General features: G+C 70.2%; 17 protein-coding genes and 6 pseudogenes. 12 read left to right on the forward strand and 11 right to left on the reverse strand.

Annotation, left to right across the window (positions count from 1 at the left end):
- Positions 1–102 precede the first annotated feature (102 nt).
- From ACFYXH_RS35500 to ACFYXH_RS35530, 7 genes and pseudogenes are all read right to left on the reverse strand, one after another.
- The gene (locus ACFYXH_RS35500) at positions 103–483 is read right to left on the reverse strand and encodes a hypothetical protein (RefSeq protein WP_389572524.1); all 381 of its coding nucleotides are present in this window, start codon (positions 481–483) and stop codon (positions 103–105) included.
- The gene (locus ACFYXH_RS35505; RefSeq protein WP_327322647.1) at positions 480–608 is read right to left on the reverse strand and encodes a hypothetical protein; all 129 of its coding nucleotides are present in this window, start codon (positions 606–608) and stop codon (positions 480–482) included. The genes ACFYXH_RS35500 and ACFYXH_RS35505 overlap by 4 nt, the downstream gene beginning before the upstream one ends.
- Positions 609–697: 89 nt before the next feature.
- Positions 698–1,216, reverse strand: coding sequence for a flavodoxin domain-containing protein (locus ACFYXH_RS35510; RefSeq protein ID WP_389572000.1), 519 nt, complete (start codon positions 1,214–1,216; stop codon positions 698–700).
- Between the two features lie 12 nt (positions 1,217–1,228).
- Positions 1,229–1,960 (reverse strand): CBS domain-containing protein, encoded by a 732-nt coding sequence (locus ACFYXH_RS35515; RefSeq protein WP_389572002.1) that lies wholly within the window; start codon positions 1,958–1,960, stop codon positions 1,229–1,231.
- Positions 1,961–1,974: 14 nt separating this feature from the next.
- A pseudogene (locus ACFYXH_RS35520) lies at positions 1,975–4,679 on the reverse strand (GNAT family N-acetyltransferase).
- 98 nt (positions 4,680–4,777) lie between these two features.
- The gene (locus ACFYXH_RS35525; RefSeq protein ID WP_389572005.1) at positions 4,778–4,975 is read right to left on the reverse strand and encodes a HypC/HybG/HupF family hydrogenase formation chaperone; all 198 of its coding nucleotides are present in this window, start codon (positions 4,973–4,975) and stop codon (positions 4,778–4,780) included.
- Positions 4,976–5,178: 203 nt separating this feature from the next.
- Positions 5,179–6,031: pseudogene (locus tag ACFYXH_RS35530) on the reverse strand (SulP family inorganic anion transporter); the annotation flags it as partial.
- Between ACFYXH_RS35530 and ACFYXH_RS35535 the strand changes: the two are divergent.
- The 3 genes and pseudogenes from ACFYXH_RS35535 to ACFYXH_RS35545 form a co-directional block, all read left to right on the forward strand.
- Positions 5,994–6,409, forward strand: a pseudogene (locus tag ACFYXH_RS35535) (hypothetical protein); the annotation flags it as partial. The pseudogenes ACFYXH_RS35530 and ACFYXH_RS35535 sit on opposite strands and share 38 nt — an antisense overlap.
- Before the next feature lie 172 nt (positions 6,410–6,581).
- On the forward strand, positions 6,582–7,460 hold the full coding sequence (locus ACFYXH_RS35540) for a universal stress protein (RefSeq protein WP_389572007.1): 879 nt from the start codon (positions 6,582–6,584) through the stop codon (positions 7,458–7,460).
- 320 nt (positions 7,461–7,780) lie between these two features.
- On the forward strand, positions 7,781–8,656 hold the full coding sequence (locus tag ACFYXH_RS35545; RefSeq protein WP_389572010.1) for a universal stress protein: 876 nt from the start codon (positions 7,781–7,783) through the stop codon (positions 8,654–8,656).
- 23 nt (positions 8,657–8,679) lie between these two features.
- Here the strand turns inward: ACFYXH_RS35545 and ppk2 are convergent.
- Positions 8,680–9,487: pseudogene (gene ppk2, locus ACFYXH_RS35550) on the reverse strand (polyphosphate kinase 2).
- A gap of 30 nt (positions 9,488–9,517) precedes the next feature.
- Here ppk2 and ACFYXH_RS35555 point away from each other — a divergent pair.
- The 5 genes and pseudogenes from ACFYXH_RS35555 to ACFYXH_RS35575 all read left to right on the forward strand — a co-directional run bounded on the left by ACFYXH_RS35555 (position 9,518) and on the right by ACFYXH_RS35575 (position 16,397).
- Entirely contained in the window at positions 9,518–11,899 is a 2,382-nt protein-coding gene (locus ACFYXH_RS35555; RefSeq protein ID WP_389572013.1) for a phosphoketolase, read from the forward strand.
- Positions 11,900–11,966: 67 nt separating this feature from the next.
- A pseudogene (locus ACFYXH_RS35560) lies at positions 11,967–12,200 on the forward strand (type I glyceraldehyde-3-phosphate dehydrogenase); the annotation flags it as partial.
- Positions 12,190–12,860: pseudogene (locus ACFYXH_RS35565) on the forward strand (HAD family hydrolase); the annotation flags it as partial. The pseudogenes ACFYXH_RS35560 and ACFYXH_RS35565, both read left to right, overlap by 11 nt.
- A gap of 2 nt (positions 12,861–12,862) precedes the next feature.
- Positions 12,863–15,241 carry a glycoside hydrolase family 65 protein gene (locus tag ACFYXH_RS35570; RefSeq protein ID WP_389572016.1) on the forward strand — a complete coding sequence of 793 codons (2,379 nt, stop codon included), beginning with the start codon at positions 12,863–12,865 and terminating at the stop codon, positions 15,239–15,241.
- 226 nt (positions 15,242–15,467) lie between these two features.
- The gene (locus ACFYXH_RS35575) at positions 15,468–16,397 is read left to right on the forward strand and encodes a pyridoxamine 5'-phosphate oxidase family protein (protein WP_389572494.1); all 930 of its coding nucleotides are present in this window, start codon (positions 15,468–15,470) and stop codon (positions 16,395–16,397) included.
- 176 nt (positions 16,398–16,573) lie between these two features.
- On the opposite strand, the gene ACFYXH_RS35580 is transcribed toward ACFYXH_RS35575, so the two are convergent.
- Complete coding sequence (locus ACFYXH_RS35580) at positions 16,574–17,572, reverse strand: 2-hydroxyacid dehydrogenase (RefSeq protein ID WP_389572019.1); 999 nt, start codon at positions 17,570–17,572, stop codon at positions 16,574–16,576.
- A 110-nt stretch (positions 17,573–17,682) separates the two neighbouring features.
- Complete coding sequence (locus ACFYXH_RS35585) at positions 17,683–18,555, reverse strand: universal stress protein (RefSeq protein WP_389572022.1); 873 nt, start codon at positions 18,553–18,555, stop codon at positions 17,683–17,685.
- A 1,050-nt stretch (positions 18,556–19,605) separates the two neighbouring features.
- Between ACFYXH_RS35585 and ACFYXH_RS35590 the strand changes: the two genes are divergently transcribed.
- The 4 genes from ACFYXH_RS35590 (at position 19,606) to ACFYXH_RS35605 (ending at position 22,397) form a co-directional block, all read left to right on the forward strand.
- Positions 19,606–20,520 (forward strand): universal stress protein, encoded by a 915-nt coding sequence (locus ACFYXH_RS35590; RefSeq protein WP_389572025.1) that lies wholly within the window; start codon positions 19,606–19,608, stop codon positions 20,518–20,520.
- A gap of 50 nt (positions 20,521–20,570) precedes the next feature.
- Complete coding sequence (locus tag ACFYXH_RS35595; RefSeq protein ID WP_389572028.1) at positions 20,571–21,152, forward strand: hypothetical protein; 582 nt, start codon at positions 20,571–20,573, stop codon at positions 21,150–21,152.
- Between the two features lie 395 nt (positions 21,153–21,547).
- Positions 21,548–21,670, forward strand: a complete 123-nt coding sequence (locus ACFYXH_RS35600; RefSeq protein WP_389572497.1) for an Hsp20 family protein — start codon at positions 21,548–21,550, stop codon at positions 21,668–21,670.
- 268 nt (positions 21,671–21,938) lie between these two features.
- Positions 21,939–22,397, forward strand: coding sequence for a pyridoxamine 5'-phosphate oxidase family protein (locus ACFYXH_RS35605; RefSeq protein ID WP_389572030.1), 459 nt, complete (start codon positions 21,939–21,941; stop codon positions 22,395–22,397).
- A 25-nt stretch (positions 22,398–22,422) separates the two neighbouring features.
- Here ACFYXH_RS35605 and ACFYXH_RS35610 read toward each other — a convergent pair whose 3' ends face one another.
- Entirely contained in the window at positions 22,423–24,138 is a 1,716-nt protein-coding gene (locus ACFYXH_RS35610; RefSeq protein ID WP_389572033.1) for a GAF domain-containing protein, read from the reverse strand.
- Positions 24,139–24,141: the final 3 nt, after the last annotated feature.

Below are 24,141 nucleotides of genomic sequence, written 5' to 3' on the forward strand. Positions count from 1 at the left end.
TGCCTCCAGCATCAGTCCTTCTCCACGGGCGCCGCTGGGGGCCGAATGTCCCCAGTCGCAGGCCGTGCGGCCCCGCCGCCCAGCAGGGGGCGCCCACGCTGCTCAGTAGAGCGAGGCCGGCCACTGGCCGAAGACGGCGGCGAGGACCCCCGCGTCCAGCAGGGCACCCAACAGGAGCCAGGGGTTGAACCACACCGCCTTGAGGACCAGGCCGGACACGGCCGCGGCGACGGCGGCGTCCGGCCAGCCGCCGCTGTGTGCGGCCGCCGCCGCGCCGGCGATTACGTACAGCAGCGCGGTGACGGCGGCGAGGGACACGGCGGAGACGTTGACCGCCGACCGCGGCAGACCGGATTCCGCAAGGATCCATGAATGCGTCGGCGAAAACGACATGGGGCGCTGGGGGCCGGCCGGTCCGGCCCATACCGCTAGATGGACAAGGCCGTGGGCAATCAGGAAGACAGCGAGGAGTGCCGTGATCACAGTCGCGGCTCCTGTTCCTCGCCGCCCAGGTCGAGGCGGAACGTCGGGTGGACATCGGTCATGGTGCGATCTCCTTCGGCTTGTGGTGGGCCGGGCCGGTTGTCCCAGCGGCGCGGGAGTCGCACGAGGAACAACTCCGAGCCGGGCGGGCATGGTTGGTGGCGTCCGCAAGGAGGAAGCGGACGGCGAGCGGGGGCGGAATCAGGGGCGAGCCTCATGTCGGCGATGCCGGCCCCGCCCCTTTGCTGATTTCCTTGGCAATGCTGCGGGCCCAGGCCCGCATCCGCTCCATGTCGCGGAAGTCACCGCCCCGCCCCTGCTTGACGATCATCCGGGCGATGAAGCCCCGGGCTCCCTCCTCGAGCCGGCCGCCGAAGGTGACGTGCTCCCGGGCGTCGAGCAGGGTCGCCGCGCGGGCAGCGCTCGGCACTGCAGGGATGTCGCGCTCGCCCGCGGAGGTGTCCAGCGGACCGCTGCTGAACAGCCACACCGGGCGCTCGGCCAGGGCGTGCTCGTGGCGGCGGGCGAAGCGTACGGCGTCTCGGTGCCAGCGGCCCGCGTACAGGGCACCGCCGAGCACCACCGCCTCGTACCCCGAGACATCGCGGGCCTCCGCCGCCGGCCGCGCCTCGGAGCGCAGCCCCTCCTGCTGCAGGGCGTCGGCGATGACGCCGGCGATCTCTGCAGTCGAGCCGTTCTTCGTGCCGTAGGCGACAAGTACTCTCGCGTTCATCCGGACACCTCCTCACAGCCTGCGCAGCCACTCTTCGCCGACGCCGTGGACGGCCGGCTCGTCGGGCCGCAGATGCGAGTCGTCCGTGCGGTACGTCAGCTCGTCGACGACGGCAACGACTCCGTCCACCTGGCTGGCCATTCGCAGGGCAATCGGTATTTCGCTACGCCGCTCCAACTGGCCCCTGAGCGTGACGACGCCTTCGCTCACGTCGACCGTCACGGTCTCCGGGGCGAGCCAGAGAGCGTTGACGATCACTTCGTCCACGATCGCGCGGCGGATCTCCTCGTCCGGCCGCAGGAAGACCTGGAGCAGATCCCGGCGGGTGACGATGCCGACCAGCCGGTCCTCCTCGTCGACCACGGGCAGCCGCTCGATCCGGCGTTGCGCCATGGTCCTGGCGGCCTCCGCGATGCTCGACTCGGCCCGCACGGTGATGGCAGGCGCGGACATCAGGGTGCCCGCGTCACGGGCATGGGCCTTGTCCGCATCGTTCCCCTTGGAGATGTGCAGCCGGCTGAGCCAGTGCGGTCGTCCCCGCTCGTCCGGAGCCGGTCCCTCGGCCTGCCGGGCCATCAGGTCGGTCTCCGAGATCACCCCGATGACCTTTTCGTCCTCGTCGACCACCGGCAGTCCGCTGATGTGGTGCTCGCCGAGGAGCCGGGCGACTTCCTTGAACGGAGTGTCGTACTCGGCCTTGACGACGTCATCGACCATCAGTGAACCGATCTTCATGTGCTTCATGTCCATGGCTCCTCTCAGCGCAGCCGGCGCAGATACGGGTCGCGGGCTCGCCGCGGCACCAGCCGGACGCGGACGTCCAGGGCCGTGATGCCGCCCGGGCGGGCGACCACGGGGTTGAGATCGGCCTCGGCGAGCTGCGGAAGATCACAGGCCAACCGGGACAGCCGCAGCAGCAGTTGCTCCAGCCCTTCGAGGTCGACGGCACCGCCGCCGCGGTAGCCGAAGAGCAGCGGCGCGCAGCGCGGCGAGGTGATGAGGTCGTGCACGTCGTGGTCGGTCAGCGGGGCGAGCCGGGCCGCGTGATCGGCCAGGAGCTCGGTCGCCGTGCCGCCCAGGCCGAACAGGACCAGCGGGCCGAAGACTTCGTCCTGAACGACACCGGCGAAGAGCTCGATGCCGCGTTCGGCGAGCGGCTGGACGACCACTCCGGTCATCAGGTCTCCGAATCGGGTGACCAGATCTCGGTGTGCAGCCCGCACCTGCGAGGCATTTTGAAGATCGAGGTGGACGGCGCGCTGCTCGCTCTTGTGGATCAGGCCAGGCCAGTGGGCTTTCATCACGACCCGCCCGTCAGGTCCCGCCAGCCGTGCCGCGGCGGCGACGGCGGCCTCTTCGTCCTCGGCCCACTCCCATGGAATCTGCGGGATGCCGTAGTGGCCGAGGAGTTCGGCCGTCGCACGGGGGTCGAGCCAGCCCCCGTCGGGGTGTTCGGCGAGGAAGCCGTCGGCCATTGCTTTCGCCGCCGCGGTGTCCACGTCCGCGAGCTCGGGGACCGTGCCCTCCGGGCGGGCGCGCCAGCGTGCATACGTCACGGCGTGTGCCAGGGCGCGGGCCGCGTCCGCCGCGTCGGAGTAGGCGGGTACGAATCCGCCGCCCGCGGTGGGCAGCAGCTCGCCCCGTGCCGCCTGGGCGGGAAGGACCGCGGCGATCGTTCGGGAGCGACGGTGGTCCGGGCCGGGGGACAGGGCCCGGACGAGATCGTCGCCGGTCGCCGCGGCGACCGCGGTGGGGACCAGCACCACCAGCACGGCGTCCACGGCCCCGTGCGCCGCGAGCCGGTCGACGCACTCCTGCAGTTGCGTCTCGGTGACGGCGGCGGTGGCGTCGACGGGATTGGTGGCGGAGGCCCCCGCGGGCAGCCCGGTCAGCAGCTCGGCGACCAGCTCGCTGCCGAGCTCGGGAATCTTCAGCCCGGCCTCTGCGCAGGCATCGGCGGCCAGTACGCCTGCCCCGCCCGCGTTGGTGACGATGGCGACCGAGGAGCCGGACGGCAGCGGCTGGGAGTACAACAGCGCCGCACTGTCGAGGAGTTCGCCGATCGTGCGGGTCGCGATGATTCCGGCCTGGGTGAACAGGGCCTGCCGGGTCATGGTCCGCGTGGCTGCCGCCGCGGTGTGGGAGGCGGCGGCCCGGCGACCGGCCTCGGAGCGCCCGGCGTCCACGGTAAGGATCGGCATCGTGCGGGCCACCCGCCGCGCTGTTCGCGAGAATGAGCGCGGATTGCCGAAGGATTCAAGGTGCAGCACAGCGAGGTCGGTCTGCCCGTCGCTCTCCCACCACTGCAGCATGTCGTTGCCGCTGACGTCGTATTTGTCGCCCAGCGCGACGAAGGTGGACACCCCGATGCCGAGCCGGGACAGCCCGTCGAGCAGCGCGATGCCCACCCCTCCGGACTGCACGGCGACTCCGGCCGTGCCCGCCAGGGGGCGGTCGGCGGCGAAGGTGGCGTTCAGCCGCAGATCCGGGTCGGTGTTGGCCAGACCGAGGCAGTTGGGGCCGACGAGCCGCATCCCGTACGCACGGCACGTGGCGAGCAGCGCGGCCGCCTGTTGGGCGTCGAGGCCGGAGGAGACCACCAGCAGCGCCCTCGCGCCAAGCTTTCCGCAGTCCTCGGCGGCCTGCGGGACGGCGGCCGCGGGGACGGCGAGCACGGCGAGATCGGGCGGGAAAACAGCTCGGTCACGGAGTGGTGGCAGCTCACCCACTCGATCGCGTCCGCATGCGGATTGACTGCGTCCAAACGGCCGGCGAAGCCACCGCTCCGCAGATTGCGCAGCACGGCCCGGCCGACCGAGCCCGCCTTGCGGCCCGCGCCGACGACGGCGACTGTGCGGGGCCGCAGCAGTGGTTGCAGGCTGGCCACGTCGGCGGTGCTTGCCCGGTTGTCGACCGCCGACAAGTAGTGCTCGTCCACCGCGAGTTGGACCGTGCAGCGCACTTCGGGACCGTCGAAGTGGCGGGTCGTACGCAGGCCGAGGTCGGCGAACACCTTTAGCATCTCGTGGTTCTCGGCCAGTGCGTCGGCCGCGAAGGCGGTGATCCCCGCCTGGCGGGCGGCGTCGACAAGATGCTCCAGCAGCAGGGTCCCCAGGCCCCGGTGGTGCCAGTCGTCTGCGACGCTGAGTGCGATCTCGGCCGTCGCCGATTCCGGTATGGCCTCGTACTCGGCGAGTCCGACGAACCGCCCGCCGCTCTCCGCGACCAGAGCGCGGTAGCCGGACCGGTCGCGCCGGGTGAGTCGGTCGGCCGCCTGTTCGGCGGACAGGTGGCTCACCGTGAAGAAGCGTCGCCGCAGATTCTCCGCCGACATGCCCTCGTACAGGGCCAGGACGGCGTCGTGATCGGCCGGCTCCGCCTGCCGTATCCGTACTGTCGTGCCGTCCGTCAGGAGCGCGTGCACCTGCCGGGCGGTACTCGCGGTGGTGTGGATCTGCGTCATGACGGTGCCTTCCTCGTGGTGAATCCACGTCCAGACTCAGGCGGGAGCACGGCCGGCCGCAGGGGTCGGCCGGGCCAGTGAGCGGGGCCGACCGGCCCTCAGGGCGCGTCCGGTCTGTCCCGGGGCGCCTGAGGCAGCGGCTCGCCCAGCTCGCCGGTGACGGCGTCCGCCATCGCGCGCAGCACCCCGAGCGTCCGCTCGGCCTCCGCCTCGTCGACAGTCGTGATCGCGAATCCGACATGGACGGTGACGTATGTTCCGGCCTCGGCGCAGTCCGCCGGAGTCGTGGACCTCAAGGACCCGGCCAGGAATGACCAGACACATCTCCAGGCCGGTCGCCAGACGGTGCACCTGCGGGCGGAAGCCCACGCCTTGGACCGTGCCGAAGACCTCGGCGCGCCTGGCGATGCGCTCGCCGGTCACGGCGGGCCTCCGCCGTGTGTGTTGCGGGGGCCGTGTGCGGCCGCGTAAGGGTTCGCTGGCGCGGCTCGCCGGGTGGTCACTGAGCCTGGTCGCTCCCCTGGGCGCGACTCCACTGCTGGTATGCGGCCACGGCGGTCGGCAGAGTGGGGAAGATCCTGTCGCGGCCGACCGATTCGGTCAGCCCGTACGCGTCCAGATCTTCGCGCAGGTCCTGCTTCACCCGGGCGAGTGCGAAGACGATGCCGCGACGGGTCAGTTCGTCGCGCAACGATTCGACCGAGTCCAGCGTGGTGATGTCCACCTCACACATTTGGCCTCGTTGTTGAGGACGAACCACGAGACGCGACCTTCCTGCTCGTCCACCGAGGCCAGGGCGCGGAGTCTGAAGTCCTCGGCGTTGGCGAAGAACAGCGGCGAGTCGTAGCGGTGGGCGAGCAGCCCGGGGATGGTGCGGGCCTGCGGATAGTCGTCCACGTCGTGCATCCCGGCCACACCGGGCACCAGGCCCTCGACGGCGTCGTGCGGCCGGGCCACCCGCGCCAAAAGCTCGGCCAGACAGGCCGACCGCCACAAGCACGCCGTACAGGATGTCCAGGGCCAGCACGCCGGCCAGGCAGCCGAGCGCCAGCAGCAGTTCCCGGCGGCGGAAGGAGGCCAGTCGAATCGGCGAGCGCGGTACGGCTGGCGCTACTGCCCACCGGGAAGCCGTGCAGTACGCCGGCGCCGAGGTTCGCCGCGCCCAGGGCCAGCAGCTCCTGGTCGGCGTCGAGCCGTTGGCCGCCTTCGCGTGCCGCGAAGGCCCTCGCCGTGAGGATCACATCGGTGTAGGCGACGAGGAGGACGCCGAGAGCGGGCACCAGCAGGTGCGGCAGCTCGCCCAGGTCCGGTGCATCGGGCCGCGGGAGTCCTGCAGGGACCTCGCCGATCAAGGGCTTCCTGAGCTCCGTCGCGGCCGGGCCCATGGAGTCCACGTTCCATGACTGGGCAGGGGCCCCGCCTGGGTGGACTGGCTGTTCATGCTCGGTCTGCTCGGCATCGGTGCCGCCCTGCTGACTGGTACCGCGCTGCGTCTGGTGGCAGTCGCCGGCACGGCGATGATGGCACTGATGTGGCTGGCGGAGAGGCCGCCTGCCCAGCACCTGTCCGACGGCTCGCCGAGCATGTCCACCAACCCCGTCGTGGAGTACCACGTCATCTATGCGGCCGCCCTTGTCGCCCTCGCCCTGACGTCCGCGGGCGAGACCTGGGGGCTCGGGCGGATCTGGGCGCGACTGCCGTTCGTACGCCGCAACGACTGGCTGCGCTGACCCCCTGCGCCAATTCGAAGAGGGGGCTGCCGGTCTCCGGCCGCCGGCCGCCCAGGTATGGGCCGGTCGGCCCCGGCCGGGGACCTGCGGCCCCTCCAAGACGCCCGCCCCGCCCACGACGCTGGAAGCGGGTCGTCCGACAGATCCGCCCGCCACCCAGGAGGTACGCATCATGTCCCGCACCGTGACCGTGGGCTTGGACGGTTCGAACGAGAGCCTGGCCGCCGCCGAATGGGCAGCCCGCGAAGCGCGGCTGCGCGCTCTGCCGCTGAGGCTCGTCAACGTGTGGGAACCGCAGCCCTGCATTCAGGCTCCGCTCCTGGGTGGCGAGACGCTGCAGCACTGGGCGGAGCGTATTCCCCGCGAGACGGCCGACGAGCTGCGGATCCGTCACCCCGATGTGGAGATCACCGCGGATCAGGTCGCCGGCCGGCCCGGCACCGTCCTGCCCGACGAGGCCCGGGGCGCCGAGCTGCTGGTCCTGGGCTCCCGTGGCCTGAGCGGCGTCGCCGGATTCATGGTCGGGTCCGTCGGCATGGCAACCGTGGCCCACACGGAGCGGCCCGTCGTCCTCGTAAGGGCAGAGGAGAAGGCCGAGGACGAGCGCGCGCCCGGTCCCACTGCGGACCGGCCCGTTGTGCTGGGCCTGGACACCGAGCACCCGGACGACTCGGTGATCGAGTTCGCCTTCGATGCGGCTGCGCGCCGTGCCACGGCCCTGCACGTCGTCCACGGCTGGAACTTGCCGCCCTACTTCGCATACGGGCTTCCTGCCGACCCGAGGTTGAACGCCCAACTGGCAGCCCAGGAGGCGGACTCCCTGGCCGAGACGCTGCGTCCCTGGCGGCAGAAGTTCCCGGCCGTCGGGGTCGTCGAGCGGTCGAGATCGGGCAAGCCCGCCAACCACCTCGTGGACGCCTCCCATGACGCGTCCCTGGTCGTTGTCGGCCGCCGTACTCGCCGTTCGCAGCTCGGCGCCCACATCGGGCCCGTCACACATGCCGTGCTCCACCACGCCACTTCGCCCGTTGCGGTGGTCCCCCACGACTGAGCCCACGCCAAGACCCGCCCCAGGAGAAACGGACCATGAAAGCAGCAGTCGTACGAGCCTTCAGCGAGCCTGTGGTAGTCGAGGAGCGTCTGGACGGACCCGGCCAAGGTCCTCAAGCGGCGTGGCGATGCCCACACGACCTCGACGAGGTGTTCCAGTTGGACGCCCGCGGGCCGCAGCCGGGTGATCTCCGTGTCTCGGCCGCGGGCCTCGGTGAACGACTCCTTCGAGGACGTACTGCGGGGCCAGTCCGTGCCCGCATCGTCTTCGAACTCTGAGAGAAGTCCGCACTCCGAAGGACAAGGAAGAAGGTGGGGACAATGGAGCTGCCCCTCGTTGTAGGCGTGGACGGATCCGAGTCCAGCCTGCGGGCCGTGGACTGGGCGGCCGACGAAGCAACCCTGCACGGTGTACCGCTGCGCCTGGTGAACGCATCGATGTGGGAGCGGTACGAAGGGGCCGCGCTCGCCGAGGAGTTGGGACGCCCCTCGGAGCGGGGCATGGCCGAGAACATCGTCGGTACCGCCGCGGAACGCGCCCGCCGTCGCGAGCCGGACCTCAAGATTCAGACGGACATCTTGCCCGAAGACACGGTGAGCGCCCTGCTGAGCGAGGGCCGCAACGCCTTCGCCCTCGTCACTGGCTCGCGCGGCCGCAGCGGACTCGCCGAGATGCTGCTCGGCTCGGTCAGCCTGGCAGTCGCCGCCCGCGCCGACTGCCCGGTGTTCGTCATTCGCGGCAACCACGACCCGCAGAGCGGCACCCACCGGCGGATCGTCCTCGGTGTCGATGAACCCCCGGAGGGCTCGGCCGCTGTGCGTTTCGCGTTCCGCGAGGCGGAGAGGCGCCGGGCTGCCCTGCACGCCATCCGGGCGTGGCGCTGCCCTGCGCATGAGGCGGCCGACCATCCTCTGGTCGCGGGAGACGCCGCCCGTGACCACGAGAGCCAGGCCGCGGAAATCCTGGAAGCGGCACTACGTGAAGCCGTAGCGGACCACCCCACCTTGGAGCTGCACCGGGCAACGGCCGAGGGCCCCGCCCGCATGGTGCTCATGAACGCCTCGGCCGCGGCAGATCTGCTGGTTGTCGGCGCCCAGCGGCGGCACGGGCACTTTGGACTCCAGCTCGGCCGGGTCGCCCACGCGGTGCTGCACCACTCCGTGTGCCCCGTGGCCGTCGTACCGCAACTGGTCTGAGCGGGTGAGCGCCCCCTGCGGTCTCAGTCCGCCAGACCGGCCACGTGGTCGGGCACGTACGTCTGCAGATCGCGCGGCGGGCGTAAATGGCCGATGGACGGCGGCCGAGGCGGCAGTTCGAGCGCAGTTGGGGGCACATCGTGGTAGGAGAGGGACGCGAGCAGATGGGCGATCATATTGATGCGAGCCCTGCGCTTGTCGTCGCTCTCCACGACGTACCAGGGCGCCTCCGCGATGTCCGTGTGCACCAGCATCTCGTCCTTGGCCCGGGAGTACGCCTCCCAGTGGGTGATCGACTCCAGGTCCATCGACGAGAGCTTCCACCGCCGCGTCGGGTCATCCAGGCGGTGGCGGAACCGCTGCTCCTGTACCGCGTCGCTCACCGAGAACCAGTACTTGCGCAGCAGGACGCCGTCCTCCACGAGCATCCGCTCGAAGATCGGGCACTGAGGGAGGAACCGCTGGTGCTCTTCCTTAGTGCACTGGCCCATGACGTGCTCGACGCCCGCCGGATTGTACCAACTTCTGTCGAACAGTGCGATTTCGCCTGCGGCGGGCAGATGCGCGATGTAACTACCACTGGGTGCGCTCGCGCTCGGTGGGCTTGGGCAGAGCCACGATCCGCGCGACCCGGGGGTTGAGATGCTCCGCGACCCGCTGGATGGTGCCGCCCTTGCCCGCCGCGTCCCGCCCCTCGAACACCACCACGAGCCGCGCGCCCTCGGCGCGCACCCACTCCTGGAGCTTCACGAGATCCGTCTGCGGCCGCAGGAGTTCCCGCTCGTAGAGCCCGCGCGGCAGCGCCGCCGGCCGATCCTTCTTGCCGGCCATGGCCGCCTCCTCACCCCTACGGAGTCACTCATGCCCAAGGTCAAGCACCAGGACAGCACCGTACTGACCGACGAGGAACTGCGCACCCTGGACGCTCACTGGCGGGCGGCGAACTATCTTGCCGCCGGTCAGATCTATCTGATGGCCAACCCGCTGCTGAGGAAGCCCCTGGAACCCCTGCACATCAAGCCGCGGCTCCTCGGCCACTGGGGCACCTCCCCGGGGCTCAACCTCGTCCACACCCACCTCAACCGCGTCATCAAGGCCCGCGACCTGTCGGCCCTGTGTATCTGGGGTCCTGGCCACGGCGGTCCGGCGGTCCTGGCCAACTCCTGGCTGGAAGGCAGCTACAGCGAGATCTATCCGGACGTCAGCCGGGACGCGGCCGGGATGGACCGGCTGTTCAGGCAGTTCTCCTTCCCCGGCGGGGTGCCCAGCCATGTCGCCCCGGAGACCCCTGGCTCCATCCATGAGGGCGGTGAACTCGGCTACGCCCTGGCGCACGCCTACGGGGCGGCACTCGACAACCCGGATCTGCTGGTCGCCTGCGTGATCGGGGACGGTGAGGCCGAGACCGGCCCGCTCGCCGCCTCCTGGCATTCCAACAAGTTCCTCGACCCCGTCCACGACGGGGCGGTGCTGCCCATCCTCCACCTGAACGGGTACAAGATCGCCAATCCGACGGTCCTGTCCCGCATCCCCGAGCCCGAACTCGATGACCTGCTCCGGGGATACGGACACGATCCGATCCATGTGACCGGCGACGACCCGCTCCAGGTCCACCGGGACATGGCCGCCGCCCTCGACCACGCCCTGGAGCAGATCGCCCTCATGCAGCGCATCGCGCGCGAGGAGGGCGTGACGGAGCGGCCGCGCTGGCCTGTCATCGTCCTGCGCACGCCCAAGGGCTGGACCGGACCGGCCGAGGTCGACGGTCAGCCGGTTGAAGGGACCTGGCGCGCACACCAGGTCCCGCTGGCCGGCGTACGGGAAAACCCGCAGCACCTGCGGCAGTTGGAGGCATGGCTGCGCTCGTACCGGCCCGAGGAACTCTTCGACACGCTGGGCCGGCCCACTGCGGACGTCCTCGCCTGCGTGCCCGAGGGCACCCGGCGTCTCGGTGCCACCCCGCACGCCAACGGCGGCCTTCTCCTACACGAGCTGCCGATCCCGGAGCTGGACCGCTTCGCCGTGCCCGTCGACAAGCCGGGATCGACTCTGCACGAGCCCACCCGCGTTCTCGGCGATCTCCTCGAACAGCTCATGGGGGCGACGGAGGGGCGCCGTGACTTCCGGCTCGTCGGGCCCGACGAGACCGCCTCCAACAGGCTGGGAGCCGTCTTCGGCGCCACCGGTAAGGCCTGGCAGGCACAGACCACGGTGACCGACGTACACCTCTCCCGACACGGCCGGGTCATGGAGATCCTCTCCGAGCACCTCTGCCAGGGCTGGCTGGAGGGCTATCTCCTGACCGGCCGGCACGGACTGTTCTCCTGCTACGAGGCCTTCGTCCATATCGTCGACTCGATGGTCAACCAGCACATCAAATGGCTGAAGACGTCCAGGGGACTGCCCTGGCGGGCTCCCGTCGCCTCCCTCAACTACCTGCTGACCTCCCATGTCTGGCGGCAGGACCACAACGGCTTCTCCCACCAGGATCCCGGCTTTGTCGACCACGTACTCAACAAGAGCCCCGAGGTCGTACGTGTCTATCTGCCGCCGGACGCGAACACCCTGCTGTCGGTGGCCGACCATGCCCTGCGCAGTCGCGACTATGTCAACGTGATCGTCGCGGGCAAACAGCCCTGCTTCGACTGGCTGTCCATGGACCAGGCCCGCGCCCACTGCGCACGCGGCGCCGGCATCTGGGACTGGGCGGGCACGAACCATGAACGCGAGCCGGACGTCGTCCTCGCCTGCGCCGGCGATGTCCCCACCCAAGAGGTGCTGGCCGCCGCGCAGTTGATGCGCCGACACCTGCCGGACCTCGCGGTGCGCGTCGTCAACGTCGTCGACATGACCCGGCTGATGCCGCGCGAGGAACATCCGCACGGGATGAGCGACTTCGAGTACGACGGACTGTTCACCGGCGACAAGCCGGTCATCTTCGCCTACCACGGCTACCCCTGGCTCATCCACCGGCTCGCCTACCGCCGCACCGGACACGCCAACCTCCATGTCCGCGGCTACAAGGAAATGGGCACCACCACGACCCCGTTCGACATGGTCGTCCGCAACGACATGGACCGCTTCCGGCTGGTCATGGACGTCATCGAACGCGTCCCAGGCCTCGGTGTCCGGGCCGCCGCCGTACGCCAGCAGATGGCCGACGCCCGCACCCGCCACCACGCATGGATCCGCAAACACGGCACCGACCTGCCCGAGATCGCCGACTGGACCTGGACCGGCTGACACCCTTCACCCCTTCACCGCATCAACGCCAAGGAGCCTCACCATGACCGTACGCGTCGGCATCAACGGCGCCCTGGAGGGCATCGCGGTCCGCGTCCCCGCCGAGGACGGCTCGTTCACCGACCTCGCGGTGCTGCTCCGGCGCGCGACCACGACAGAGGAAATCAACGCCGCCTTCACCGACGCCGCCGAGGGTCCGTTGCGCGGCATCCTGCGCGTGTCCACCGTGCCGATCGTCTCCCGCGACGTCGGCGACCCCACCTCCTGCGTCTTCGACCCCGCCTTGACCCTCCGCTCGGGTGCACGCCGCCGCCTGGAAGACCGCCTTCGACGCCTTCCTGCGAGATCACCCGCCCGCCGATCCCGCCCAGCGGCGCCCCTTCGACGTACGGGAGGACTATCGGCGATACGTCGACGGCAAGTCGAGGCTTGACGGTGCCGCAGCCTTCCCGGAATCCCGCGGGCTGCGGCTGCCCGACGCGGAAGTGCAGGAAGTCGCCGCAAGCAAGGAGCGCCTGTTCACCACGCGGCTGCGTGAGCACGGCGTCGACGCCTACCCGGGCACGGTCCGGCTGCTGTACACCCTGCGCTCCGCCGGCGTACCCCTGGCCGCCGCCTCCGCCTCCCGGCACGCCCGCGAACTCCTCGAACACGCGGGACCCTCTTCGACGCTCTTGTGGACGGCGGCGAAGCGGCACGCCTGCACCTGCCCGGCAAACCCGACCCCGCCCTCTTCCTGGAGGCAGCCCGCCGCCTCGGCGCCCCCGCCTCCCGTACCGCCGTCGTCGAGGACGCCCTGGCCGGAGTCGAGGCCGGGCAGCGCGGCGGCTTCGGCCTGGTCATCGGCGTGGACTGGGCACGTACGCCGCAGACCCACGCTGAACTGCTGAAGCACGGCGCGGACATCGTGGTCCGCGACCTCGCGGAATTCCTCACCGACAGCGACCGCCCGGAGGGCTGACGATGCGCAACTGGACCTGGGAGTACGAAGGCTATGACCCGGCACAGGAACGCCTGCGCGAGTCCCTGTGCACGCTCGGCAACGGCTACTTCGCGACCCGTGGCGCGGCGCCCGAGTGCACGGCGGACTCCGTCCACTATCCGGGCACGTACGCGGCCGGCTGCTACAACCGGCTGACCTCGGACGTGGCGGGACGGCACGTCGAGAACGAGGACATGGCCAATCTGCCCAACTGGCTGCCGCTGCGTTTCCGTACGGACTCCGGGAGTTGGCTCTCCCCTGACACCCACAAGCTCCTCGACCATCACCAGGCGCTGGACCTGCACGCAGGCACGCTGGAGCGCACGCTGCGGTACGAGGACGGGAGCGGCCGGCGCGTCGCGGTACGACAGCTGCGCCTGGTCCACATGGCCCACCCTCATCTTGCCTTGCTGCGCACCGAGTTCACTGCCGAGGGCTGGTCCGGGGAGATCGAGGTCGAGTCGGCGCTCGACGGAGCGATCGCCAACACCGGCGTTGACCGCTACGGACAACTGGCCAGCCGTCATCTCACCCACGTTCACACGGGGACCTCCGCGTCGGACACCGTGTGGATGCGCTGTCGCACCAGTACCTCCGACATCCGGGTGGGCCTGGCCGCCCGCACCGTGGCTGACGTCCCGGCCCAGGCCACCACCCGCCACGAGGACCTGCGGGTTGCCCACGTCCTGCGCCTTCCCCTGGCCGCGGGCCGGACCGTCACCGTCGACAAGACGGCCGCCCTGCACACCTCCCGGGACCGGGCGATCAGCGATCCGCTGCACGCCGCCGTCGACCGGGTGGGCCGTGCCCCGGACTTCGACGCCCTGCTGGCCTCGCACCGCACGGCCTGGCAGCAGCTGTGGCGCACCGCCGAACTCGACGTGCCGAACAGCGCGGGCCCCATCCTGCGGCTCCACCTCTTCCACGTCCTGCAGACCCTGTCCCCGCACACCGCGGACCTGGACGTCGGCGTCCCGGCCCGCGGGCTGCACGGGGAGGCCTACCGAGGGCACGTCTTCTGGGACGAGCTGTTCGTCCTGCCCTTTCTGAACCTCCACTTCCCCGAGGTCTCCCGGGCCCTGCTCGGCTACCGCCACCGGCGTCTGGAACGAGCTTGCTTCGCAGCCCGTGACGCGGGACGAGCCGGGGCCATGTACCCCTGGCAGAGCGGCAGCAACGGCCGCGAGGAGACCCAGCAGCTGCATCTCAATCCGCGCTCGGGGCGCTGGCTGCCCGACCACTCCCGGCTCCAGCACCATGTCGGCTCGGCGATCGCCTACAACGTGTGGCAGTACTGCGAGGCGAGTGGCGACACGGAGTTCCTGCACACCGAGGGCGCCGAGATGCTGCTGCAGATCGCCCGATTCTGGGCGGACGCGGCGATGTACGACGAGACGCTGGGCCGCTACCGGATCCGCGGAGTCGTCGGCCCCGACGAGTATCACGACGCCTATCCCGGCGCGAAGGAGCCGGGCATCGACGACAACACGTACACGAATGTCACCGCCGCCTGGATGCTCGCCCGCGCCCTCGACGTGCTGCACTCTCTCGCGGAACCGCGCCGCCGAGACTTGGCCGAGCGTATCGGGCTCGCCGATGGCGAGCCCGCCGCGTGGGAGGAGGTCTCCCGCAAGCTGTATGTCCCCTTCCATGCCGGGGTGATCAGCCAGTTCGAAGGCTATGGCGAGCTCGCTGAACTCGACTGGGACAGCTACCGGGACCGCTACGGCGACATCCGGCGCCTCGACCGGATTCTTGAGGCCGAGGGCGACACGGTCAACCGGTACCAGGCATCGAAGCAGGCCGACGTGCTGATGCTCGGATATCTCTTCTCACCGGCCGAGCTCCAGGGGCTCTTCCATCAGCTCGGTTACGAGGTGGACGACACCGTCTGGCAGCGGACCGTCGACTACTACCTGCGCCGCACCAGTCACGGCTCGACGCTCAGCAGCCTCGTGCACGGCTGGGTGCTGGCGAGAGTTCGGCGCGCGGAAGCCTGGACGTTCTGCCAAGAGGCACTGGCAGGAGACATCGCCGATCTGCAGGGTGGCACCACCGGCGAGGGCATTCACCTCGGCGCCATGGCCGGCACCCTCGATCTCGTGCAACGAGGACTGACCGGCCTGGAGACCCGGGGCGGCGCGCTGCGGCTCAACCCGGTGCCGCTGCCGGAGCTGTCGGAGTACGGCTTCGCGATCCGTTACCAGGGCCACTGGGGCGTACGGCTCCGGCTGCGCGCGGGGGAGCTGCAGATCACCGTGCCCGAATCCGATCGCTCCCCGATCGACATCGCCCTGCCGGACCGGACGGTCTCGGTGGCGCCCGGGGAATCCTGCACGCTCATCCTGCCCCAGGAGTAGCGCCAGGACATGGATGGTGCGACAGCCCACCGGGCACAGTGCGTGACCGCGTGACGGAAGCATTGCTTCGGAGCGTAGACATCGGAAGAGCTGCCCGTCGCCAATTCGGGGCCCGGTCGGCCCGACGTAGGTCCGGTCGGCCCTTTCAGCAGGGCATTTCGCCTCATGCGTCGGCACGCTGGGGCGTGGCACGTTGGGTGCGATGAGCCGGAAGGCGGTGACGGTCATGCGAGCCCAACTCGGTGATCAACTCGTGGTGGAAAGCCCGACCACGGGCGTAACCAGACGGGACGGCGAGATCGTCGGACTCCACCACGAGGACGGCACGCCTCCCTACGACGTTCGCTGGTCGGATACCGAACGGATCACGCTGGTGTTTCCCGGGCCCGACGCGCATGTACAACACATCGAGCACGGGCCCAAAGCGCCCCGACACCCGTCCTTCCCGAGGACGGACGATTCAGGAGGGCAGGCGGTTGCCGTGTCCGACACGACCCCGTCACAACGAGCGCCCGACCCCGGCGACATCGGCCGGCGCGTGGCCCTCGAACGCAAGCGCCAGGGACTTACCCAGGCGGAAGCGGCTCGCCGCGCCGGAATGGCACCCGCGTACCTGAAGTATCTCGAAGAGCGGCCGGCCGACCCGAGCCAGGCGACTCTCATCAGGCTGGCCGGCGCCCTGGGGACCAGGGTCGCCGACCTACTCGGAGCCGGCATCGATCTGCCGCCCGGCCAGGGACAGGCGCTCCTCCACCCCCGGCTGCAGGACCTGACCGCGGAGGAATGCCGCTCCCGGCTCTCCACACATGGCGTCGGGCGCGTCGCGGTATCGACGCCCGATGGCCCGGCGGTCATCCCGGTGAACTACGAGGTCATCGACGACGCGATCCTCTTCAGGACCGCCCCTGGCTCCACCCCGGCAGTGGCTGTCGGAACAGACGTCGCCTTCGAGGTGGACCATGTGGACGAGGCCATGAGCCGGGGCTGGAGCGTGCTCGCCGTTGGCCCCGCGCGGGCGGTCACCGAGCCCGACGACGTGCGCCGGCTGGCCGAGCGGGCCCACACCGAACCGTGGGCAGGGGGCAACCGCGAGCTGTGGGTGTCGATCCAGCCGACGCGCCTCACGGGGCGCCGAATAACTCCATCTGATCAGTGAGTGGCCGCCGAGTGCCTCCCACGGCCACGATCCCCTGACGGCCATAGAACGGGCCCGCATGTGGTGGCACACCAAGTAGGCTCCGGTGAGCGTGTGACGGGACACTGCTGCCGTCCCGTTGCTGAACAACGCGCAGCCGTGGCGCTGCAGTTACTTTCAAGGCGCCGGACCGTTGGCTACTCCTCGGGTCGGACGAGGACGTTGTCGCTGGTGCGTCCGGCGAGATAGTCCGCGACGTTTCGCACCGTAGTGTCGATGATCTGGCCGACCGCGTCCCTGGTGAAGTACGCCTGATGGGAGGTCACCAGGACGTTCCGGAAGGTCATGAGGCGGGCGAGGGTGTCGTCCGTCATCACCTCCAGGGAGTGGTCGACGAAGAACACCCCGGCCTCTTCCTCATAGACGTCCAGTCCCACCCCGTCGAGTCGGCCCTCGCGCAGCGCTGCCACCAGCGCGGCCGCATCGATGAGCCCGCCGCGGCTCGTGTTGATCAGGATTGCGTCTGACTTCATCCTTCCCAGGGCGTTGGCGTCCACGATGTGATGTGTCGCGGGCAGCAGGGGAAGGTGCAGGCTGATCAGGTCGGCTTCGCCGAACAGGCGGTCCTTGTCCACGTACTCCATGCCGAGTGCCAGGCAGTCGCTGTTCTCCTGCACGTCCCAGCCCAGCAGGCGCATTCCGAAACCGTGCGCGATGCGGCTGAACGCGGTGCCGATCTTTCCCGTCCCCATGACGCCGACGGTTCGGTCGTGGAAGTCCCTGCCCATCAGACCGTTGAGGCGAAAGTCGAACTCCCGGGTGCGCCCGACAGCGCGGACGGTCCGGCGGTTGAGGGCCAGGGCGAGCGACCAGGCGAACTCGGCGACCGAGTACGGGGAGTAGGAGGAGACTCGTGCCACGGTCAGGTCCAGCTCCCTGGCCCGGTCCAGATCGATGTTGTTGTAGCCGGTCGAGCGCTGGGCGATCATCCGGGTGCCGCCGTCGGCAAGGGCAGCGAGAACGTCCGCGCCCAGGACGTCATTGACGCTGCTGGAGACGACCTCGTATCCGCGGGCCGCCGGCGCGGTGTCCGGGTTGAGGAACAGTTCGAGACAGCGCACCGCGTGCTGGTCGGCGAACGCCTGCTCCAGCTGCGGGCGCTCATCGGCGAGCACCCCGAACGCGATGATGTCCATTCTTGTCCTCCTCGATTTCGGCGGATGCGGCGGAGTCTGCCGTGTGTGGTGCCAAACCGGCATGAACCGGCGCTGCGCGGGGCCCCCAAGTTGCGGAGGCCGGCCGGCTCTCAATCGTGCGGAACTACCGCGACGGGGCAGGTCGCATGGTGGAGGGCGGCATGGGCGACGGACCCGATGCGCGTACCGACGGGTGAGCGGCGTACGCGGCGGCCGACCACGAGCAACCGCGCACGAGAGGCCGCCGACAGGAGCACCTGCCCCGCGCTCCCGATTTCGACATGCTCGATCACCGGTACGTCGGGAAACCGCTCGCGCCAGGGGGCGAGTGCCTGCTCCAGTGCCTTCTTCTCGAACGGTTCCAGCCCTCCTGCCTCGTCGGCCAGGCGCATCGAACCAGGGCTGTAGGCGAAGACGGGCGGCAGACTCCAGGCACGCACCGCTCGCACGGTCGCCCCCCGTACTGCCGCGGCCTCGAAGGCGAATCCCAGCACCGTGTCGCTGTACTCCGCCCCGCCCTGCTGCCCCACGACGATCTCAGCGCCCTCCGGCTCGCCTGCGTCCCCTGCCTGGGCCCGGACCGAGACCACCGGACGCGTGGCGGCAGCGATCACTTGCTGACCGTACGAGCCGAGCATGAAGCCGACGAGGGCGCCGTGCCCCCGTGATCCCAATACCAGCATCTCGGCCTGCTCGTCGGCGCCGAGCAGCGCGGCAACCGCGGTGTCCGGCACCACCTCGGCGGACACCGACAGGTCGGGATACCGGGCGGCCACATGCGTCTCGGCTTCCCTTACCACAGCGTTCGCCGATTGCGTCAGTGCCTCCCTGTCCTGGACCACGGGCACGTCGAGGGGCTGCCAGAGCCAGGCGTGCACGATCCGGACCGGCAGCCCCCGAAGTGTCGCTTCGCGGGCTGCCCAGTCGGCCGCGGCCAAGCTTTCCGGGGAACCGTCCACTCCTACAGCGATTGCGCGGGCCATGAGGCTGCCTCCGTACCGGGTAGAGGGCACGGTCACCTGAACCGGCCCATGTCCCTACAGCATCACGGAACCGGGGCAGCCGGCCGAGAGCCGGTCGGCCCAACACTGGTACCCGTTCGGCTGCCACGGCTGAAGCGGCGACGGCTCCGATGCGGACCGATGCCACCGAGCACCGACAGCACGGTCCCGCACAGCAGAGTCTGTTGCCCAGTTCGATGGCTTCAATGGCGCCGGGTGTGTTCGACGACGCCGTGGCGGTTGACCGTCGCGGCCGCCCCAAGCTCGCCGGGTGAGTCGAGGCCCCGTGCACAGTGACGACGCCGTCGACTGACTGACTGACTGACTGACTGACTGACTGGCGCAGCCGCATCGCGATCGGGATGCGGCTGCGCTCCTTGACCTTGCCGGTCAGCGTCACCAAGCCGTCTACCACCCTGACTTGGGCATCCTCAGAAGAGAGGGACAGCGTGTCCCTCTGGACCTCTCGGGTGATCGTCTCGCGGATCGCGCTGTCCTGTCGTAGAAAGACCCGAAGGAGATCGCTTCGTCCGTCCTCGTCGACCACGGGGACCGTTTGACCTGCTGGCGGGTCATTTCCCGGGCCGTTTCGACGATGCTCCACTGGGCGTGGGCGGTCACGGCAGGCGGGGCCATCAGCCCGTCGGCGGTCTCTGCCGCGTCGCAGGGTGTCGGCCTGACAATGACTCTGATGTGGATCACCTTGGCCAGCTCCTCGACGGACTGGACAGGGTCGAACGCACGTTTTTCACCCTCTTTCTGCGCCGGGCTGAGCGGAAGGGGACAAAGGTCCTCCGCGAGGGGCCGGCCGGCCGCGCCGGGGGACCGTTGCGGGCTGTGCGGTCGTCTGCGGTTTCGGGGGCTGGGCCCCTGTAGCGGGCAGCACGGGCACCGGGGTGCGGCTCTTTGCGCGGAGGGGGGACGTTTGGCCCCTGAGTCGGGCCTCAGCGGCCCTCCCGGCCTCGCGGACGCCGTGGCAGCGTCAGTAGATGTCACCCCCGCCAACAGCGACACGAGGAGGAGGAGGACACCATGGCCAACATTGCTTCCGCGCCGGGTACGGAGACACCCGGGCCCGTAGCGGTCGGCACGGACGGTTCGGCCCATGCGACGAAGGCCGTGCTCTGGGCCGCAGGCGAGGCCGAAGCCCGGAAACAGCCTCTCAACATCGTTCACGCGACCGATACTGAGGCCAGAGCACGGCACTTGTCCTCTGACGCCGTTCGGCTCGTCCTCGACTCCGGCGGCAGCCTGCTGGACGAGGCGGCCGGCGAGGTGCGCGGTGCTTTCCCCGGTGTACCTGTGGCTATGACACTCAGCGAAGCAGGTGCTGCGGAGTCCCTGCTGAGGGCGGCCGGAGTCGACGGCACTATCGTCGTCGGCTCACGCGGGCTCGGCGGATTCTCAGCGCTGCTCCTGGGATCGGTGGGTCTGCGGGTCGCGGCGCGGGCGGAGGGCCCGGTGATCGTCGTGCGGGGCGATGCCGAGCCCGCCGCGACGGGGGTCGTGGTTGTCGGGGTCCGGGACGACCGGGACCTCGACGCGCTCCGCTTCGCCGCGTGGACCGCCCAGCAGCGCAAGGCGTTGCTCCGTGTGCTGAGTGCGTGGATGTTCCTGCAGAACGTCGGCAGCATGGCGCCGATGTTCGACGACGCGAGTGAAATCGCTGCGGCGCAGCTCGCTGAGACATCTCGCATCGTCGCCCCAGTCCGCAAGGAGTTCCCGGACCTTGCGGTGACGGAGCACATCGTCCGGGCGGTGTCCGCTGCAGGGGCGCTGGTGGAGGCGGCTGCGGACGCAGACCTGCTGGTGGTGGGTGCCCGCAGGTCAACGCATGCGATCGGTTCACGTCTGGGACCTGTCGCCCACGCGGTACTGCACCACGCGCCCCGCCCTGTGGCTGTCGTGCCCCACCGGGACGCGACGCCTCGGGCGCACGAGGGCTGAACGGTCTGCTGCCACGGCCGTCCCCGCTCACCAGGGGGTGTGGAGTGAAGATGAGGAGCAACGGGCGTACAAGTACGAGGTTCTGGCGATGGCGGCGCAGCCCGCTCAGGCGCCGCAGCGACGTGGTCGAGGCCTGGATCGTGCTGGCCCTATGGGTGCTGGCGCTGGTCGGCGGAGCAGCGGTCACCCTCGCGGCGGGCTCGGCCGTCGTGCACATCCATGAGCGGCATCGGGCGGAACGCTATGCCGTCCAGGCCGAGCTCACCGAGGCCGTGTCGGCTGCTGTGCCCACGGCAGACGGTGTGAAGGCGCAAGTCCGGGCGCCGGTGCGCTGGAGGGACCGATACGGCGTGGTCCAAACCGCGACCGTGAGTGTCGAGGCAAGCGGCCCTGCCGGATCGAAGGTCGTGTTCTGGACGGATCGCTGGGGGACTCCGACCACGCCGCCGGTCACCGGCGCGGGGGTGGCGGCTCAGACGCTTGCCGCCGGAGCACTGGCCCTCGGCGCCTGGGGTGGCCTGGTGGTGGCCGTCGGCTGTGCCGCGCGCGGGTGCCTTGACCGCTTCCGCATGGACCAGTGGGCGAAGGAGTGGGCCGAGGTCGGCCCGGCGTGGCGGCGCAGGACCACCTGATCCGCCCCAGCCGGTCCCCGACGGGGGCCGGTCGGCCCTGGAGTACGAACGGGGAGCGGGAGGCTGGAAGCGACGGGAGGCCGACCCGAGGGACGGTGTGATCAATGCAATGATCGAACGGCTGCCTGCCTGGCCACCACTTCTGCAGGACCTGTTCGGGTGGGTCGAGGGCGGAGTTCCGGGTCTGCACCAGATCCCCGGACTGCACAGCATCCGCATCGAGGAGAGCCTCACGGACGGTACGTACGTCTCGCCGGCTGAGCTCCCGGGCATCGCCCCCGAGAGCGACATCGAGATCAGTGTCGCGGAGGTTTTGCTGACGCTGCGCGCAGCGAGGAGACGACCGAGAAGCCCCACACGGAATCCGATACGGCACTTTCGCCCGCTCGGTCCGGCTGCCCGCCGGAGCGCGCGGCGACGATGCGACTGCCGACCTAAAGGACGGCGTGCTCACCATCCCGGTCCCGATGCCGGAGCCGAAGTCGGGTACCAGGACCATCCCCGTGCGGCACGGCTGAGGGCCGACGGGGCCCGTGCCGCACATCTCGCACCCGCGCGCCTTGGTTACCGAAGCGCGGCGGGCGCTTCTATTCGTGAACATTGCTGCTCACACCGCCCGGCGCGGGCCGTTCGCCCAGCTTGCCAGGGACTCTCGGCCCATTCCCAAGCACCGGCCGACGCCGGAGTGTTGGGTGCATACAACCGCAGTTCCGGACAAAGGGAGGTATCGGCGAGGCCTTGCGTGCCCTACCTCAATCCGGGCGGACCGCCCTAAGGATGGACGCCATGCACCACCACGACGGCTTCCGAGAGCTCGACCCGCAGGAGTGCCTGCGTCTGCTGGGGCAGGTGTCGATCGGCCGCATCGTCTACACCGACCAGGCCCTGCCTGCCATCCTGCCGGTGAACTTCTCCCTGGACCACGACTTCTCCGTGCTGCTGCGCACTTCGGCGGCCTCCCGCGTGGCCCGCGCGGTGGGCCAGGCCGTGGTGGCGTTCGAGGTGGATCGGTTCGACGAGGCCGCCGGTACCGGGTGGAGTGTCGTCGTCATGGGCCCGGCGTACCAGGTCACTGACCCGGGGGAGCGCGAACGGCTGCTGCGGACCGGACCGCGCTCGTGGGTGCCGGTGCCGGACGGAGTATTCATCCGGATCCGTCCCGAGCTGGTGACCGGACGTGTTGTGGACCGCAATGAATTCCGTTCGGACGCGCGCGCGTCGCACGAGCAGCAGTCCGCCCCGTGATCCCGGTGGAACCTGGGAGTGGGACTCAGGGGGTGCCTACGGGTACGCGCCAGACCAGCGAGGTTCCGCCACCGGACGGGCAGGTCAACTCCAGCTCGCCGCCCAGCTGCTGGGCCCGCTCCGAGATGTTGGCCAGGCCGCTGCTGCGCCGGTCGGGAGGGAGCCCCACACCATTGTCGGCGACCGTCAGCACCACTTCCCGTCCGTCCGTCTCCAGGGCCACGTCAGCCTGGGTGGCGTGCGCATGGCGGCAGACATTGGTGAGTGCCTCGGAGAGAACCGCCACCAGGTGGTCGGCAATCTCCCGCGGCACGTCGGTGTCCAGCAGCCCTTCCATCCGGAGGCTCGGCGCGAAGCCCAGCACCGGAGCCGCTTCTCCGACCGTCCGCACAGCGCGTGCCCGCAGGCCCTGCCCGGTCCCCGCCTCACGTGAGCGCAGCCCGAAGATGGTCGTGCGGATGATCTTGATGGTCTCGTCCAGGTCGTCAACCGCGCGCAGCACACGCTCCGAAGCCGGGGAGTGCTCGATCAGACGCCCCGCGCTCTGGAGTGTCATGCCGGTCGCGAAGAGCCGTTGGATCGCCAGGTCGTGCAGGTCACGGGCGATCCGGTCGCGGTCCTCCAGCACGGCGATCTGCTCCGCGTCGCTGCGCCGCTCCGCCAGCTCCATCGCCACCGCCGCCTGACCGGCGAAACCCCGCAGCGGGTCGGTCTCCTCGTCCGCGAAGACCGTCGCGCCCGCCTCGCGGGCCAGCAGCAGCACTCCTCGTACCCCGTCCGCGGTGCCAATGGGCACAGCCACCGCGGGCCCCAGCCCGGCGAACCGCGGCGGCCCGGCCGAAACACGCTCGTCGTGGGTGACATCCGCGCTCGTTACCGGCGCGCCCGCGGTGAAAGCGGCGCCGCTCAGGCTTCCCTCCACCGGCAGCACCAGCCCACGGTGAGCGTCCGCGTTCGGCCCGATCGCCAGCTCGATCGCCAGCGTGCCGGTGTCGGGCATCGGCAGCGCCACCACGGCCAGTTCGGCGCCCGCGATCTCCTTGGCCCGTTCGGCGATCAGAGTGAGAACCTCGCTGCGGGGGCTGCCCGACATAAGGCTGTGCGTGATGTCCGCGTTCGCGCGCAGCCAGCGCTCGCGCAGCTTGACCTCCTCGTACAGCCGGGCGTTGTCGATCGCCACCCCGGCGGCGACAGCCAAGGTGGACAGCACGGACTCGTCTTCATCGTCGAACTGGGCCCCGCCCCGCTTCTCAGTCAGATAGAGATTGCCGAAGACGTGGTCGCGCACCCGGATCGGGACGCCGAGGAAGGTGTTCATCGGCGGGTGATGGGGCGGGAAACCGTACGACGAAGGGTGCTCGGAGATCTTCGGCAGCCGCAGCGGCCGGGGATTCCTGATCAGCTCGCCGAGGATGCCATGCCCGGACGGGTACGGGCCGATCACGGCGATCTGCTCGTCGGGCACCCCGACCGTCAGGAACTGCGAGAGAGACGTCCCGCTCGGCCCGATCACACCCAGCGCCGCGTATTCCGCATCGACCAGCACCGCCGCCGCCTCGACGATGCTGCGCAGCACCTGCTCCAGGTCCAGCTCCCGCCCGACCGACAGCACCGCCTCCAGCAGGCTGTGCACCCGGTCCCGGGTGCCACGCGCCGCGTCCAGGCGGGCCTGCACCTCCTCCAGCAGCTCGTCCAGTCTCAGCTGCGGCAGCCGTACGCGGCCGTCCTCCGAGCTTGCCACCGC

Source organism: Streptomyces sp. NPDC002730 (assembly GCF_042888805.1).
Classification (GTDB): Bacteria; Actinomycetota; Actinomycetes; order Streptomycetales; family Streptomycetaceae; genus Streptomyces.